The organism is Nostoc sp. FACHB-133 (genome assembly GCF_014698055.1).
Taxonomy (GTDB): domain Bacteria; phylum Cyanobacteriota; class Cyanobacteriia; order Cyanobacteriales; family Nostocaceae; genus Nostoc.
Genome location: NZ_JACJSH010000005.1, coordinates 1 through 17,114, shown reverse-complemented (window position 1 = coordinate 17,114; position 17,114 = coordinate 1). Strand labels below are relative to the sequence as shown.

The window sequence follows — 17,114 nt, the reverse complement described above, 5'->3', positions numbered from 1 at the left end:
AAATCCTACTCAGTTTTGAGCAGGACTATTATGAAGTCTTATTGCTAAAATTAGAAATTCCGAATCTTAGAAAAAGTTCATTATTGTAATAACACCAACACTAGTTAACATCATTAAAGCGCCCATAATTATAGATTGACCTAATGGATTGCTGAATTTTGAATCGTTCATTTAAGTAAAAATCCTTTTTTAATAGTTCCTTAACCATATCAAAATCAGTATAAATATCTATAAAAGCGCTGTAAAACTTAAATTTCCGTAAAGTTTCTTAACAAAAAATTAATTTACAACTTAAGTATCGGTTTTTACTTATGATGGGTTAGTCTTCTAGTCTCCCCACTTCCCAATAGGGTTCGGATAGCAGGGGAGGAAAGAGAGTTATTGTTCAGTAATTCTTCTCTCCCCCTGCCTGCCTCAACCAAAAAATTCCTTAACCGAACGGTATTGACCCACTTCCAATTCTCCAGTTCCAAAATGTAGTATTTTCCGAACAGAATAAATACCTGAACTCCGAGCGGAATACGCGCCTTTATGGAGTAAAATAAATCTTAATCAAGGTAGAAATATTTGAATAGAAGATTATCATGACAGTCTCTACGGCATCTAGAAACCAAGCGATCGCTTTTGACTTAGAAAAATTAAATGAGCAATTTGAAACTGCCACTCCTAAAGAGATACTGGCATGGTCTATAGAGAATATCCCAACGGGATTGGTGCAAACCAGCGCCTTTAACGTGGATGACATGATAATTACCCATATTCTTTACAGTGAACTGAAGCATCCCGTTCCTGTAATCTTCCTCGACACCTTGCACCACTTCCCTGAAAGCCTAGAATTAGTTGCCAAAGCCAAAGAAATTTACAATCTGGACTTGCAAACTTTCAAAACTCCAGACATAGAAACCCGTGAAGCCTTTGAAGCCAAATACGGCGACAAACTTTGGGATACAGACATTGCTAAATTCCACCACATTACAAAAATTGAACCACTGTTACGGGGTCTAGACGAACTCAACAGCGTCGCTTGGATTACCGGTCGCCGCCGTGACCAAGCAGTAACCCGTGCGAATATGCCCATATTTGAATTTGATGGTAAAGGTCGGTTGAAAGTAAATCCCATTGCTACCTGGACACGTCAAGACAGTTGGGTTTATGTAGCTGAACACGGAGTCATCTACAACCCACTCCATGACAAAGGTTATCCCAGCATCGGCGACCAACCCATTACCACCAAAGTAGGCGAAGGTGAAGACGAACGCGCTGGACGTTGGCGGGGAAGTGATAAAACAGAATGCGGAATTCATATTTAGTTATTGGTCATTGGTCATTTGTCATTTGTCATTAGTATTAGACAAAGGATAAATGACTAAGGACGAAAACAAATATGATTAAAATCCTCCATCTTTCCGACATCCACATGGGAAGCGGTTTCTCCCACGGACGAATTAATCCTGCCACTGGATTAAATACACGATTGGAGGATTTTGTCAACACTTTGTCTATATGTATTGACCGAGCGCTGACAGATGCTGTTGATATGGTGATATTTGGTGGTGATGCTTTCCCGGATGCGACACCCCCGCCTTATGTACAACAAGCTTTTGCCAGCCAATTTCGCCGTCTTATGGATGCCAATATTCCAACAGTATTGTTGGTAGGCAACCACGACCAACATTCCCAAGGACAGGGAGGAGCGAGTTTAAATATTTACCGCACTTTGGGAGTGCCAGGGTTTGTTGTGGGTGACACATTAACTACTCACTGCATCGAAACCCGCAATGGCAAAGTGCAGGTAATTACTCTCCCTTGGTTGACTCGTTCTACCCTGATGACTCGCCAAGAGACTGAAGGTTCGTCTTTAGCAGAAGTCAACGAACTGTTAACGGAACGTCTGCGAGTTGTTATGGAAGGGGAAATTCGCCGTCTTGACCCCGATGTCCCAACTGTCCTTTTGGCTCACTTGATGGCTGATAATGCTAGCTTGGGGGCAGAACGCTTTTTGGCAGTGGGTAAAGGCTTTACTCTACCCCTATCTTTGCTAACGCGACCTTGTTTTGATTATGTAGCGTTGGGACACGTCCACCGCCACCAGAACCTCAATAAATCTAACAATCCGCCGGTGATTTATCCGGGAAGTATTGAGCGGGTAGATTTTAGTGAAGAAAAAGAAGATAAAGGCTATGTAATGATAGAACTGGAGCGAGGAAGAGCTGAATGGGAATTTTGTCCCTTAACAGTTCGGACTTTTCGTACCATTGAGGTGGATGTCTCCAAAGCAGATGAGCCGCAAGCAGTGTTAATGAAAGCGATCGCTAAGTATGATATTCAAGATGCTGTAGTGCGGCTAATTTACAAACTCCGCTCCGAACAGATGGATTTAATTGACAGTTCCTCTCTAAATACTGCTTTAAGTCCGGCTCATACCTACACCATTCAAGCAGAATTAGTAAGTCAATTAGCCAGGCCCCGCATTCCTGAATTGAGTGCAAGTAGCAGCATCGACCCAATGGAAGCCTTGAAAACTTACTTGAACAACCGCGAAGACCTCAAAGACATAGCAACATCAATGCTGGATGCTGCACAGAAGTTGCTAGCGGATGATGTGGAAATCTGGCTAGAAGCAGCAACTAGCGAGTAGGATAAGATGCCAATCATATTTCAATACAGCGTGTAGAGACGCGAAATTTAGGGTCATCTGGAAAACCCACGAAAAAACTAACTCCCTTCCCATGTCGCGAAGGGGGAAATTTCAAAGTCTCTTCTAAAAGGAAGGAGATTTTCGAGATAACCTAAATGGAGTTCTTCGACAAGGTGCTAGAACCCTTTGATGAATTTTCCGATACAGGTTAGGATAATCCATCAATTAAAGGAAAAACTTCAAACCCGCTTAATCGCGTTGTAACATGAAAGTCACCCAAATTTATATTTTTGGGCGGATTATTGAGGAGTTTGCTACTCTACTATCAACTATTGTTTTTCTTCTAGCTAGAGGAAATTTTTGACTCAGTAAAAAAAGTTATCGAGCCTTGAATAAGCTACTCTTTACAGGTAAATCTTTTCGTTTTATGGCTTTTGTCTTACCACTAATCATCTGGTGGGGATACAAAGAAGTACAAAACCAATTTGTACAGCCGCAAGCAGTTGTAGTGTTGGGTGGTTCAACGAGACGTTTAGAGCGAGAGAAGTTTACGGCCGAATTTGTTCGCCAGCATCCAAATATACCAATTTGGATTACTGGGGGTAGTCCACCTAGATTCACCCAACGAGTCTTTACCAAAGCTGGTGTTGATCCCAAGCGTCTACACCTGGATTATGAAGCCGTAGATACAGTTACTAATTTTACTACGTTAGTAGATGATTTGCAAGCTCGTGGTATTAAGAGCGTTTATTTGATTACTTCAGACTTCCACATGCGCCGGGCTTGTGTCATCGGCGAAATTATTTTGGGTAGTCGAGGTATTTATTTAAAACCAGTGCCAGTCCCTTCAGAAAAACCCCCTGAATCTATCGAAAAATCTATCCGCGATGGAGCAAGAGCCATACTTTGGATAGCAACTGGTTACACTGGTGTGGATGCAGCTAAAAATAAACGGTAAATCATCAGTGGGAATTTATATGAGCTTGATGTAAATCAAGATAGGTAAATTAAGAGCATTAATGCCAATAATTGTGATACTAACTAAGTAATCATAGACAAATGAAACCCCAGCGCTCGCAAAACTAGCGCAACATTAACCCTCAAACAACACAATATAAAAACCAATTAACTGTTTTTGCTCATTTGGTTGCTTAGTGAATACTTTGCGTCCATCAAAGTTTTGAGTGGTGACTTGCGTAAATGGAATTTATCTGTGTAGCTCAGGGAAAAAAACGCCCCAACTTATCTCACAATTTGATACCCTAGCTTAAACAGATTTGAATAAAAGTTAAAGCGTGGAAATTCAACTTGGGCGGGGAAAGACAGCTCGCAGAGCTTACGGAATAGATGAAATTGCTCTAGTTCCTGGTAACAGAACACTAGATCCTAGTTTGGCAGATACTAAGTGGCGTATTGGCAATATTGAGCGAGAAATTCCGATAATTGCCAGTGCAATGGATGGGGTAGTAGATGTTCGCATGGCTGTACGTTTGTCACAGTTGGGAGCATTAGGTGTCCTCAATTTAGAGGGGATTCACACTCGCTACGTTGACCCAGAGCCAATATTAGATCGGATTGCCTCTGTGGGGAAAGATGAATTTGTTGCCCTGATGCAAGAACTCTATGCCGAACCAATAAAGCTGGAATTAATTGAAAAACGTATTCAGGAAATTAAACAACAAGGTGGCATTGCGGCGGTAAGCGCAACTCCAGCCGGTGCAAGTAAATACGGTGAGGCGGTAGCAAAAGCTGGGGCCGATTTATTTTTTGTTCAAGCTACAGTAGTCTCTACTGCACATCTGTCACCAGAGTCGATAATACCACTTGATTTAGCAGAATTTTGCCGTTCTATGCCCATCCCTGTGGTGTTGGGGAATTGTGTGACTTACGATGTGACGTTGAATTTGTTGAAAGCTGGGGCGGCTGGCGTACTAGTGGGAATTGGCCCCGGTGCTGCTTGTACATCCCGTGGGGTATTGGGTGTGGGTGTGCCACAGGCAACTGCGATCGCAGATTGTGCAGCAGCACGAGATGATTACTATAACGAAACTGGCAACTATATTCCCATTATCGCTGATGGCGGTTTAATCACCGGTGGCGACATTTGTAAATGCATCGCCTGCGGTGCTGATGGTGTAATGATTGGTTCACCCTTTGCCAGAGCCGCAGAAGCCCCAGGAAGAGGTTATCATTGGGGTATGGCGACTCCTAGCCCAGTGTTGCCTCGTGGCACCCGCATTCGCGTTGCCACCACCGGTAGCCTAGAGCAAATACTCATTGGCCCAGCCGGACTAGATGATGGCACTCACAATCTTTTAGGTGCCTTAAAGACGAGTATGGGCACTTTAGGAGCCAAAAATATTAAAGAAATGCAGCAAGTGGAAGTTGTAATTGCCCCTTCCCTATTAACCGAGGGTAAAGTTTACCAAAAAGCTCAACAATTAGGTATGGGGAAATAAAATTGGGGCATGGGGCATAGGGCATGGGTTATTTTCTTCCCCTGCTCCCCCTGCCTCCCTTGCTCTCTACTCTCACTTTCCACTCCCAAATTCTTCAATAAATTTTTCCAGCCCCCTAAACAATTGCTGGAAAAATTCGATATGTCGCCTACAATAGAGATAGCGGAGACGAATGTTTCCGTTCACTCCTCACACCACACTCCGCCCGGACTACTGTTCGGGCGGTTCCTTATGTTTGTAAATAAATTCGAGAGCTTCTTTGCAAATGTACATCCTTAGACTCCCAAGCTGAGGTTTTTGCTATGGTAGAATTTTCACCAAGTTCAGATATTATTGGCGAAGGTTTTAGGCATGTCAACAGCCGCACAAGTTACCGATTCTAGTTTCAAGCAAGAAGTACTCGACAGCGATGTACCAGTTTTAGTTGACTTTTGGGCACCCTGGTGCGGACCATGCCGTATGGTAGCTCCTGTTGTCGATGAAATCTCCGAACAGTACAAAGGTCAAATCAAGGTCGTCAAAGTCAACACGGATGAAAATCCTCAAGTTGCTAGTCAGTACGGCATCCGCAGTATTCCTACATTAATGATTTTTAAAGATGGACAAAAAGTAGATATGGTGGTAGGTGCTGTACCTAAAAGTACATTAGCTTCCACTTTAGAAAAGTATCTTTGAAACTCAATTGGTAACAAAATCCCTTTGAGTTATCAATGTTGTTCTAGCTTTAGGTTAATTTTTACAAACAAGTTTGAGAGGCGGGAATTTCTCGTTTTTCAAACTTGTTTACATTTGTATACAATCTAAGAATATTTTTAAGAGTTTTCTAGCTCAAAAATAATTCTCTAATTTCCGTACTACCAATTTCCACTGCTAGCGCCGCCAACAGAAAACCCAAAAGCTGAGTCACAATCACTCCACCTTCTGCACCAATCCACTGGTCAATCATATTTGCTAAACGCAAAATCAACCAAGTGATAAACATCGCCCCGAAGATACCCACCGCCACAGCAATATGTGGACTTTGTGATTTCGACATCAGCAACATTACCATTGTCAAAGTCCCTGGCTCCTCTAGTAGTAGTAAAGCTAGTGGAGTAATTGCGACATTGCGTCCTTCTTCAATAATTGGCTGATCTAATTTTCCCCGCAGCATTTGTAAAGCAATTAACAGCAACAATACACCTCCTGCTACTCGCAAAGAGCCGATACTAATTTCCAAATAATTTAAAATTATTTGCCCAGCAAAAGCAAATAGCAAAAGAACTGCGATCGCAACGATAATTACTTTATCTATAACTTTGTTTCTTTGGTCTGGCATCATGCCCTTGGTCAAAACTAAAACAATTGGTATATTGCCCACAGCATCTGCTAGGACAAACACAGCGATAAATGTTTGAACGAGAATAGAAATATCCACAGCAGATAACTTTATATCAGGGTTTGATCATAAATTAATGCCAATCTTACTCAGTTTGCCAGAACCTAGAGGAAGATTAAAATCAGCAATAAAATAAGTCTGTTAAAGAAAATCTTGGCTGAAGTATTTCTAATTAAGTTCCATATATGTTGAAGTAGCGATATATTTTGATAATCTATCTTCCATAAATCAACTGTTCGTTGTTGAATCTATGAAGTCTTATTTAGCCGCCGCTATTCAATTGACAAGTGTGCCCGATCTACACAAAAATTTGGCTCAGGCAGAAGAATTAATAGAGCTTGCCGTGCGTCAAGGCGCTGAATTGGTTGGCTTGCCAGAAAACTTTTCCTATATGGGCGAAGAAAAAGATAAACTCGCGCAAGGCGATGCGATCGCTCTTGAAAGTGAAAAATTTCTCAAAAAAATGGCCCAACGCTTTCAAATTACGATCTTGGGCGGCAGCTTTCCACTTCCTGTAGACAATACAGGCAAAGTTTATAACACCACTCTACTTATCGATCCAAGCGGTCAAGAACTTGCCCGCTACTACAAAGTACACTTATTTGATGTTGATGTCCCCGACGGCAACACCTATCGGGAATCCAGCACTGTTGTGGCTGGTACGGAACTACCACCCGTGTATTTCTCAGAAAAACTCGGTAATTTAGGGCTTTCTATTTGTTATGATGTCCGGTTCCCTGAACTGTATCGTCATTTGGCAGATAAGGGAGCCGATGTTATCTTTATTCCCGCCGCCTTTACCGCCTTTACTGGCAAAGACCACTGGCAAGTACTACTACAAGCCAGAGCCATCGAAAATACCGCCTATGTCATTGCTCCTGCCCAAACGGGGAATAACTACGGTCGCCGTCTAACCCACGGGCACGCCGTTATTATCGACCCTTGGGGTGTAATTTTAGCCGATGCTGGAGAAAAACCGGGAATTGCGATCGCAGAAATCAAGCCAACTAGGTTAGAACAAGTCCGTCGTCAAATGCCTTCTTTGCAACATCGGGTATTTTAGGGACTGGGAGTGGGGAGCAGGGGAGCAGGGGGAGAAGCCAACTATTGATTCTTGACCAATGCCCGATTCCCGATTCCCCATTCCCCATTCCCCATTCCCAACCCTTACAAATAAAATAAAAAACCGGGTAATTACCCGGTTTTTGTCAATATTAGAATCTTCAATTTTTTAGGAGCATAGCACTACTATGCACCTATTTATTGGTTGTCAGAATTAAACTTTAGCAGCAGCTTTGGTAACAACATTGAGTTCACCTTTAGCATACTTAGCAGCAAAATCTTCCAAAGAAATTTGCTTAATCTTGCTTGCATTGCCAGCTGTGCCAAATTGTTGATAGCGTTCAGCACACACCTTCTGCATGTATGTAATAGAAGGCTTGAGGAAGTGACGGGGGTCAAACTCCTCTGGTTTTTTAGCCAAAGCTTCACGTACAGCAGCAGTAATAGCCAAACGGTTATCGGTGTCGATGTTTACTTTACGTACACCACTCTTAATACCTTTTTGGATTTCTTCTACAGGTACACCGTAGGTTTCAGGAATTGCACCACCATACTGGTTAATCAGTGCAAGTAAATCTTCAGGTACAGAGGATGAACCGTGCATTACCAAGTGGGTGTTAGGCAGACGGCGGTGAATTTCTTCAATGCGGCTGATGGCCAAAATTTCACCAGTCGGCTTGCGGGTAAATTTGTAAGCACCGTGGCTTGTGCCAATGGCAACAGCCAAAGCATCTACTTGGGTTGCTTCTACGAAGTCAACAGCTTCATCGGGGTCGGTTAACAGTTGTGAGTGGTCGAGTGTACCTTCAAACCCGTGACCATCTTCAGCTTCACCAGCACCAGTTTCTAGAGAACCCAAACAACCGAGTTCACCTTCAACACTGACACCCAAAGCATGAGCTACATTTACAACTTCACGAGTAACATTGACGTTGTACTCGAAGCTAGCAGGAGTTTTAGCATCAGCTTCTAAAGAACCATCCATCATCACGCTGGTGAAGTTGTTCTTAATTGCTGAGTAGCAGGTAGCAGGAGCATTCCCATGATCTTGGTGCATGACAATGGGAATGTGAGGATAGGTTTCTACCGCTGCCAAAATCAGGTGGCGGAGGAAGTTTTCGCCAGCATAATTACGAGCGCCGCGTGAAGCTTGTAAAATGACGGGGCTATCTGTCTCTACAGCAGCCTTCAGGATTGCCTGAATCTGCTCCAAATTGTTAACGTTGAAAGCTGGGATGCCGTAACCGTTTTCAGCTGCGTGATCCAACAGCAGCCGCAGTGGTACAAGCGCCATAGATAGTCCTCCTAATGTGGTTGTCAGCTAGTCGGTCTGAGAGAAGCGTATTTATTACGCTAAATCTTAAGAGTTTTTTCAACTTATAGGAAATTATAACTAGTGTCGTGTATCTATGTTGAAAAAGTTTATGCCATCGTTACTATAACTATGTTCTATACTCCTGTACTATGAACCATCGTTGCTCTGTATCGCTGTAGATTTAGTTACCCTACAGCTAGTAGCTCTGGTAGCCTAGTATCCCAAATGGTCATCTCAAAGCGATCGCTTCAACTTAAACACACTAACTTCTGACAAATGCTATCAGGGTGTTTTTCCCTAACTATTGCATTTGGTATCAAACTATGCATGGTTTACATAAATTAACGTGAGTCTTTGTTGGACACTCAGGTTAAATAAATATAGCGTAGATCGTGTAGGCGTAGCCCGCGCTTCTCTACGAGACCCTGCGCGTAGCGTTCCGTAGGGAAGTGGTATGACAAGCTCTGCTACCACCGCAGGCATTGGTATCATCAAAGTTATTCACTGGACTATAACCGAATGTTCGTTTATTATAGAAATTATGAGGCACAAAGACGACAAAAAAAATCAAGCAATCTGTGATGCGGCAATCGAACTGATTACTGCAAATGGTTTTGCTGATACTTCGATGTCGAAGATTGCAAAAACCGCGAATGTTTCGCCCGCGACAATATATGTCTATTTTGAAAACAAAGAAAATCTTCTCAATAAAATATATTTGTTCGTGAAACAGGAAATGAGTGCAGAAATTTTGAAAGGTGTTAACCAGAACCTATCGGTGGAGAAAGCCTTTAAAATGATCTGGAATAATTATTATCAATACGCGATTAAAAATCCGGTCAGATTTGCTTTTACGGAGCAATTTGCTAATTCTCCGATGGTTGACCGCATTTGCAAAGATGAAAGCTCAAGCTATTTCAAGCCGATGCTAGATTTGTTCAATCGCGGTAAAGAGGAGAAAGTTTTTAAGGATATTTCCCTTGAAATTTTTACCGCTTTTACCTTTGCACCTCTGACTGGATTGATAAAAGAGCATTTTAGTGGTGCTTTGATTTTGGATGAAAAAATGTTAGAAACCACCTATAAAATTGCGTGGGATGCAGTAACGAATTAATTCTTTTTTTGAGAATTAATTAAACGAACATTCGATTAATTAAACAGGAGTAAATACAATGAAAAATGAAAAATGGAACGCGGAAAATATTCTGAGTCAAAAAGGAAGAGTAGCAATTGTAACGGGTTCGAGCAGTGGCATCGGTTATGAAACGGCGCGGGTTTTAGCTAATAAACAAGCGTCTGTAATCATTGCGGTTCGCAATTTGGACAAAGGAAACAAGGCATTGGCAAAAATTCTTCAACAGAATCAAGATGCCGACGTAAAGGTGATGGAACTTGATTTGGCGAATTTAGCATCAGTTAAAAATTTCGCTGAAAACTTTCAGAAAAATTATGTGCGTCTGGATTTACTGATTAATAATGCGGGTGTGATGATTCCGCCGTATTCAAAAACGACGGACGGTTTTGAATTGCAGTTCGGCACTAATCATCTCGGACATTTTGCTTTGACGGGACAGCTTTTGGAACGTTTGATCGACACCGAAGGCTCACGAATTGTCAATGTTTCGAGCGGCGCACATAGTATAGGCAAAATAGATTTTGATGATTTGAATTGGGAAAAGAGAAGTTATGCCAAATGGAAAGCCTACGGCGACAGCAAACTTGCCAACATCTTTTTTACCTACGAACTCGACCGAAAACTCAAAGATAACGGTATCGACACACTTGTAACCGCCTCGCATCCGGGCTGGACAGCAACCGAATTGCAGAGAACTGCGGGTGCCGTTGTGAAATATCTCAACGGCATCCTTGCTCAAGACATCACAATGGGTGCATTACCAACTTTGCGGGCGGCAACCGAAGCAGGCTTAAAAGGCGCAGAATATTTCGGCCCCAATGGGTTTATGGAGATACGTGGCTATCCAATAAAAGTCGAATCAAATGAATTATCTAAAGACCAAGCGATCGCTAAAAAACTATGGGAAGTATCAGAAAAACTCACCAATGTGAAATTTGAATTTAATAAAAAGACCCAAATTGCGGGCAAATGACCAAATTCATACATCTGCTAACTAACAGATTTTATAATGGGCGATCGCACTTCCTTGGCTAAGATAGCGATCGCTTAACCGAAAATTTTTGTTCTCCAGAGCGATCGGATTTACAAATAGGACTTACACAAACTAAACGTTGTAGGGGCAATTCATGTAGACGCTCCGCGCAGCTTGCTTCCACGTTCGCGTAGCGTCCTGTAGGGAAGTGGTACGGTATAGCAACGCTATGAGTGAGTCCGCTCCATGAGCGTCGGGCAGTTTTCCTCCTGCCTCCTGCCTTCATCGATAAAAATCGCCTCTGCTTTTGATATGAAAGCAGAGGCGAGTATGACTTAAAACTTTATATGGGTCGCCCGGGATTCGAACCCGGAACTAATCGGTTAAAAGCCGAGTACTCTACCGTTGAGTTAGCGACCCTTTCGCTGCATTTCGCAACTTTGCAATCATAGCATATACATCTGTAGATTTGTAAAGGGGTTTAGAAAAAATTAGCTGTCAACCTTACAGATGCTGTGTGGCTAGCTCCTGGTGCTAACACAGTCAGGTTATCACCAGTATTAAGAGAGTTACGGGTGGCACTCCACGGTTCTAGACAGTAGAATTCTTTGCCTTTGACTGTCCAAAATACCAGGTAGGTAGAGAAATCATCATAATCCAAGGTAAGTTTTAACTTCCGGCTACGATCTATCGCAGTGGCTGATTTACTCGTTAGCCGTCCAAAAGCAAAATCAATTTCATCACGGCTAAAGTCAAAATTGCCGTCAAAAGAGTGAAATTCCTTAGTTTGATTGTCTTGATACTGCTTAGAGGGAATTTCCAGCTCTAGCTGAGTTTTATCACCACACAAAAAGTAGGGATGGAAACCAGCCGAAAAGGGCATTGGTGTGGATGACAAGTTTTTATACTGCTGGCGGACTTCTAGGGTATTACCCTGAAGTTCGTAGGTGAAAGCCAGCTGAAAATCAAAAGGATAAACTGCCTTGGTTTGCTCATTGCTATCAAGAACGACAGTGAGACTAGCTTTATCTCCAGTTTCCTGTTCTGTTGCTTTCCACGGCAATTCACGGGCAAAACCGTGTTGTTTTAGAGTATATTTTTGTCCGTTGTGAGTGTAAGTATTGTCTGGGAGATTGCCACAAATAGGAAACAAAATTGGGTTTCCACCTCTGACACTCAAATCAGGATGAGTAAAGCGTTCAGTGTCTAAGTAGAAAATTTCTTGTCCTTGAATGCGCCAACGGGTGATGATACCACCGCGTTCTGGTACGACTTCCAATTGAGAACTAGCGGCTTCATCAGAAAGAATGTACGTCTTGTACTGTTGCTGTTGAACTGCAATGCTAAACACAAATTTTAGTCCTGAGTAAGGTGTAGTACTGAGTACCTAGTGCTGAGTCCTGAGCAGAATAAAAAATACTCAGCACTCAGCACTCATAACTCAGCACTGTTTATTCGTCTTCTGCAAACACGAAACGATATAACTCGCTGGGGTCTGGTTCGGGGCTGTTTTCGGCGAATTTAACTGCCTCGTCGATTACATCCTGAATTTTACGATCAATAGCTTTGATTTCTGACTCATTCGCTAGATTTTGTTCCAGCAAATAAGCAGCCAGCTTCTTAATTGGGTCACGGGCAAACCAAAATTCTTTCTCAGCTTTGCTCCGCATTTCATCTGGGTCAGCCAAGGAGTGACCACGGAAGCGGTAGGTAAGCGCCTCAATTAATGTTGGGCCTTCACCTGCACGGGCACGGGCGACGGCTTCTTGAGCCACGGCTCGGACTGCTAGAACATCCATGCCATCGACTTCCACGCCTACCATGTTAAACGCACTGGCTTTTTTATAAATCTCTGGCTGGGAAGTTGCCCGCTCGTGAGACATCCCAATGGCCCACTTATTATTTTCGACTACAAAAAGAATTGGCAGTTTCCAGAGGGCTGCCATATTTAGCGTCTCGAAAAACTGACCATTGTTAGCTGCACCGTCACCAAAAAAGCAAGCTGTCACTTGGTCAGCATTTTTATCTCCCAGTACTTCGCGGCGGTATTTGCTTTGAAAAGCCGCTCCAGCTGCTACAGGAATTCCCTCAGCCACAAAAGCATAGCCACCCAGCAAACGATGTTCCGCAGAAAACATGTGCATGGAACCACCGCGCCCTTTGCTGCAACCTGTGGCTTTGCCAAATAATTCTGCCATTACCTCTCTTGCTGGTACTCCCGCACTCAGAGCATGAACGTGGTCGCGGTAAGTACTACAAACGTAATCTTCACCCGGTCGCATTGACTGTACAACACCTGTACAAACAGCTTCTTGACCGTTGTACAAATGGACAAAACCAAACATTTTGCCCCTGTAGTACATTTCAGCGCACTTGTCTTCAAACAAGCGCCCTAAAACCATATCCTCATACAACCATAACCCTTCTTCTTTAGTAATTTGCGTAGTAGCAGGATTAAATGTGGGTAAAGTACGCTCTTGAACCATTATTTTTGAGTATCCCTGTTGTACAACTTAAAGTTACGGTCTTAAATAAGTTGGTCTGATAACACCTCGGCTTTTAACAGGCTAGCGTTTGTAAGACTCAACAAACTTTATTTATGCACCAAAAAAGGGTCTTAGGGAATAGCTGAATTTTTAATTTTTGATTTTTAACTTTTCAGCTGATGCCCCGTGAGGATTTGACTCTAACGGCAATATTTACCGCTTTGGGTTTTTCTCTCTCACCAAAACAGTGCTGAGTACCGTTAGCGGAAAGCTAAGGTTTAGCCCGTGCTGAGTAAAAAGTAAAATTAGACCGATTAGGCATCAAATCAGTTACGACTAGTGAGTACTTAGGAAAAGATTCACAAGTACTACATCTTACTCAGAACTCAGCCCTCAAAACTCAGCACTCCTAAATATTCCCCTTCATAGACTAGCAATCAAGATAGACTGCTTTCTGCATATCCATTAACAATTTAGAAAAAATGAAGCAAAAGTCCATATACCCAAATAGGTAATTGTAATTAAAGGTTAATTATGATATTATTTTTGTTCTCCTGTTATCAGGGTCAATCCCCAATAATAAGTATTTTTGTTACTTCATACTGGGAAAGTCCCAAAAAAATCAATTATCAATAGATTCTTGCAACCACAACATTTATGCCGTGATTAAAAGCGGTAGTTGTGGTTTGTGGTATCGAAGGCTGATAATAGTCGTGTTAAACAAAAATACTAAGAATTAAGACAAACAATTGAGGCTTTCTAGGCGAAAGCAAAAAATTAGTACTAGAATGTGACTCAAAATTTCGGGAAGTTACAAAACGAGTTGTTGCAATATACACTTGTAGAGTAAATTCTATACGGCATTTTTATGGCACGGTTTTACAGGCCTGGAAAGCTCTAGGTGAATTATGTTGATCACGGTGCAGGGGAAGTAGGCTGTGCGAATTCCGCTAGATTACTACCGAATTTTAGGACTACCGTTAGCGGCAAGTGAAGAACAATTGCGACAGGCATACAGCGATCGCATTGTACAATTGCCACGACGTGAGTATTCTCAGGCAGCAATTTCTTCTCGTAAACAACTCATAGAAGAAGCTTACGTGGTTTTATCAGATCCAAAACAACGCAGTACCTACGATCAGCTTTATCTTGCCCACGCCTATGACCCTGATAATCTTGCTGCTGCCGCAGTAGCACAAGAAAATCGTACAGAAAGCACCAAAAGAGGTAGTGATACCCAGAGTCTTGGTATCGAAATTACCCAAGACGAATTAGTTGGCGCTTTATTAATTTTGCAAGAGTTGGGGGAATACGAACTTGTACTGAAACTAGGTCGTCCGTACTTAGTAAATAAAAATAGTGCTACAAGTGCAGGAAAGAGCAATAACTTAGCAGACGAAGAAATTTATGAAAGTGCTGAACACCCAGATGTCGTTCTCACTGTTGCTCTTGCCTGCCTAGAATTGGGTCGGGAACAGTGGCAGCAAGGTCACTACGAAAATGCCGCCATATCCCTAGAAACTGGTCAAGAACTGCTAGTACGGGAAGGTTTGTTCTCCAGTATTCAGGCAGAAATTCAGGCTGATCTTTACAAATTGCGGCCATATCGAATTTTGGAGTTGCTCGCATTACCTCAAGAAAAGACTGCCGAACGAAGCCAAGGCTTAGAATTATTGCAAAATCTCTTAGAAGATCGTGGCGGCATTGATGGCACGAACAATGATGAATCGGGTTTAAACATAGATGACTTTCTGCGATTTATCCAGCAGTTACGCAACCACTTAACAGTTGCAGAACAGCACAAGTTATTTGAAGCTCAAAGCAAACGTTCTTCTGCTGTTGCCACTTACTTAGCTGTTTATGCCTTGATAGCGCGAGGATTTGCTCAACGGCAACCTGCTTTAATTCGTCAAGCAAGGCAAATGCTCGTGCGTCTGGGCAAGCGCCAAGATGTACATTTAGAACAGTCGCTATGTGCCTTACTATTGGGACAAACTGAAGAAGCAACTCGGGTTTTAGAACTTAGTCAGGAGTACGAAGCTTTAGCTTTTATTCGGGAAAAATCTCAAGACTCTCCAGATTTGTTACCAGGGCTGTGTTTATATGCAGAACAGTGGCTGCAACACGAAGTCTTTCCCCATTTTCGAGATTTAGCAAACCAGCAAGCTTTTTTAAAAGATTATTTTGCTAACCAACAGGTGCAAGCTTATTTAGAAGCACTGCCAACTGATGCCGAAACAACTAATGAATGGGCTGTAATTAACCCCCAGTATTTTCCCCAGACCAAGGCAAAAAATAGTCATTTTCATAACAATTCAACTAAGACTTCAGCGTCATTTAATCACGGCAGACTACCTAACCCGGATTTGCCAGAAACACCAACAAAAGAAACGTCTGAATATCCAAACTTCTCACCACCTATGTGGAATTCATCGGGAAGTGTAAAATCAGAGGTTCCTGCTGCTGAAAGAATGAGCAGAGGTACTAATCAGCATTTGAACGGTTCAGCTAAGAGTGCTGCATCTGGTCATAACCAAAAGCGTAGACGGAGAAAACCCACTCCATCTGCTAGCCGAGAGCGTATACCAGATAATCGTCCTCATTCTCGTCGTCCCCGACGGCGGCGAACTTTTGCGAACACCATAGAAGGTAAAACACGGCTGGTATGGAGAGTGTTTATTTCTTTGGTGAGCATATTAGTTTTTTGGGTATTAGCTACAACAACTTTTGGATGGTTAAAAAATCTGTTTTTTCCTCAACCTTCTTTGCCTGATCTACAGTTGTTTGTACAAATAAACCAACCACCGCTACCTATTCCCGATCCAAATAGAAAACCAGAATTAGGAGAAGGCCCTTTAACAAGTGCAGAGGCAGAAAAAGTTATTTACACTTGGTTATCTACCAAAGCCGCAGCTTTAGGGTCAAATCATGAGATTAATAATTTAGAGCAAATTTTAACTGGTTCAGCTTTATCTCAATGGCGACTGATTGCTCAACAGAATAGGTTAGACAATCGCTACCGCAAGTTCGACCATAGTTTGAAGATAGAATCGGTTGAGAAAATTGGTTTATTTGCAGATCGTGCCGCAGTAGAAGCTACGGTCAATGAAGTGACGCAGTTATATGAAAATGGTCAGTTTAAAAACTCTTCTAACGATAAATTGAGAGTTCGGTATGATTTGATTCGAGAACGAGGTAAATGGCGTATTCAGAGTACATCTGTTGTGAATCAATTCACCAGATAAGTTGGAATTTTTCGCCAATTATCTGTACCAAGCTGTATCATTCAATTGAATTAGGAAATATTTTTCTCATAGTTATCACTGAGATAATCCTATAGGAATCCGATTTGATTTATGAAAAAAATTAGGTATTGTAGTGGTGTGGCAAGACTAAAATAGTGTATTAAACCTCATCTATGTTGAAATCAAGAGTTTTTTAAAAGATATATTTATGTAAGTTGGGTGGAGTGAAACACAACCCAACATTACCACCTTATTCATCTTGGGTTACGCGATCGCTGCACCCAACCTTGTATCAGAATGTTGGGTTGCGCTCCGCTTCACCCAACCTTGTATCTTAGAAATAGTAGTAGACCGTCCCAACCTTGGTCAAGAAAGACCGCTTCGTAGCATGGGTCACTACAACAATCTCTTTGACAGAACTCG

At 42.2% G+C, this 17,114-nt stretch carries 14 protein-coding genes and 1 tRNA gene; 9 read left to right on the top strand and 6 right to left on the bottom strand.

Translation table 11 applies throughout. The features are described 5' to 3' along the window. The first annotated feature begins 584 nt into the window (after nt 1-584). The 5 genes from cysH to trxA all read left to right on the top strand — a co-directional run bounded on the left by cysH (nt 585) and on the right by trxA (nt 5,772). The gene (gene cysH / locus H6G86_RS05845; protein ID WP_190933536.1) at nt 585-1,310 is read left to right on the top strand and encodes a phosphoadenosine phosphosulfate reductase; all 726 of its coding nucleotides are present in this window, start codon (nt 585-587) and stop codon (nt 1,308-1,310) included. Nucleotides 1,311-1,384: 74 nt separating this feature from the next. After that, nucleotides 1,385-2,638 carry an exonuclease subunit SbcD gene (gene sbcD / locus H6G86_RS05840; protein ID WP_190933535.1) on the top strand — a complete coding sequence of 418 codons (1,254 nt, stop codon included), beginning with the start codon at nt 1,385-1,387 and terminating at the stop codon, nt 2,636-2,638. A gap of 427 nt (nt 2,639-3,065) precedes the next feature. Continuing rightward, nucleotides 3,066-3,596: a YdcF family protein gene (locus H6G86_RS05835; protein WP_012411838.1), complete on the top strand. Its 531-nt coding sequence runs from the start codon at nt 3,066-3,068 to the stop codon at nt 3,594-3,596. Nucleotides 3,597-3,933: 337 nt separating this feature from the next. Further along, nucleotides 3,934-5,097, top strand: a complete 1,164-nt coding sequence (locus H6G86_RS05830; RefSeq protein ID WP_190933534.1) for a GuaB3 family IMP dehydrogenase-related protein — start codon at nt 3,934-3,936, stop codon at nt 5,095-5,097. A 351-nt stretch (nt 5,098-5,448) separates the two neighbouring features. Beyond that, nucleotides 5,449-5,772, top strand: a complete 324-nt coding sequence (gene trxA, locus H6G86_RS05825) for a thioredoxin (RefSeq protein ID WP_012411836.1) — start codon at nt 5,449-5,451, stop codon at nt 5,770-5,772. A 148-nt stretch (nt 5,773-5,920) separates the two neighbouring features. Here trxA and H6G86_RS05820 read toward each other — a convergent pair whose 3' ends face one another. Then, nucleotides 5,921-6,514 carry a MarC family protein gene (locus H6G86_RS05820; RefSeq protein WP_190933533.1) on the bottom strand — a complete coding sequence of 198 codons (594 nt, stop codon included), beginning with the start codon at nt 6,512-6,514 and terminating at the stop codon, nt 5,921-5,923. Nucleotides 6,515-6,725: 211 nt separating this feature from the next. Between H6G86_RS05820 and H6G86_RS05815 the strand changes: the two genes are divergently transcribed. Continuing rightward, nucleotides 6,726-7,538 carry a carbon-nitrogen hydrolase family protein gene (locus H6G86_RS05815; protein ID WP_190933532.1) on the top strand — a complete coding sequence of 271 codons (813 nt, stop codon included), beginning with the start codon at nt 6,726-6,728 and terminating at the stop codon, nt 7,536-7,538. A 213-nt stretch (nt 7,539-7,751) separates the two neighbouring features. Here the strand turns inward: H6G86_RS05815 and fba are convergent, their stop codons facing one another. Next, nucleotides 7,752-8,831, bottom strand: coding sequence for a class II fructose-bisphosphate aldolase (gene fba / locus H6G86_RS05810; protein ID WP_100898838.1), 1,080 nt, complete (start codon nt 8,829-8,831; stop codon nt 7,752-7,754). Nucleotides 8,832-9,306: 475 nt separating this feature from the next. On the opposite strand from fba, the gene H6G86_RS05805 reads away from it, so the two are divergent. Further along, entirely contained in the window at nt 9,307-9,966 is a 660-nt protein-coding gene (locus tag H6G86_RS05805; RefSeq protein WP_242064706.1) for a TetR/AcrR family transcriptional regulator, read from the top strand. Between the two features lie 58 nt (nt 9,967-10,024). Further along, nucleotides 10,025-10,960, top strand: a complete 936-nt coding sequence (locus H6G86_RS05800; protein ID WP_190933531.1) for an SDR family NAD(P)-dependent oxidoreductase — start codon at nt 10,025-10,027, stop codon at nt 10,958-10,960. Between the two features lie 58 nt (nt 10,961-11,018). Here H6G86_RS05800 and H6G86_RS05795 read toward each other — a convergent pair whose 3' ends face one another. The 4 genes from H6G86_RS05795 to pdhA all read right to left on the bottom strand — a co-directional run bounded on the left by H6G86_RS05795 (nt 11,019) and on the right by pdhA (nt 13,446). After that, entirely contained in the window at nt 11,019-11,246 is a 228-nt protein-coding gene (locus H6G86_RS05795; RefSeq protein WP_190933530.1) for a hypothetical protein, read from the bottom strand. 62 nt (nt 11,247-11,308) lie between these two features. Continuing rightward, nucleotides 11,309-11,380 (bottom strand) — tRNA-Lys (locus tag H6G86_RS05790). A 61-nt stretch (nt 11,381-11,441) separates the two neighbouring features. After that, nucleotides 11,442-12,311 carry an aldose epimerase family protein gene (locus H6G86_RS05785; protein ID WP_190933529.1) on the bottom strand — a complete coding sequence of 290 codons (870 nt, stop codon included), beginning with the start codon at nt 12,309-12,311 and terminating at the stop codon, nt 11,442-11,444. Nucleotides 12,312-12,411: 100 nt separating this feature from the next. After that, nucleotides 12,412-13,446, bottom strand: a complete 1,035-nt coding sequence (pdhA, locus tag H6G86_RS05780; RefSeq protein ID WP_190933528.1) for a pyruvate dehydrogenase (acetyl-transferring) E1 component subunit alpha — start codon at nt 13,444-13,446, stop codon at nt 12,412-12,414. A gap of 938 nt (nt 13,447-14,384) precedes the next feature. On the opposite strand from pdhA, the gene H6G86_RS05775 reads away from it, so the two are divergent. After that, nucleotides 14,385-16,691, top strand: a complete 2,307-nt coding sequence (locus H6G86_RS05775; protein WP_190933527.1) for an IMS domain-containing protein — start codon at nt 14,385-14,387, stop codon at nt 16,689-16,691. The last annotated feature ends 423 nt before the right edge of the window (nt 16,692-17,114 follow it).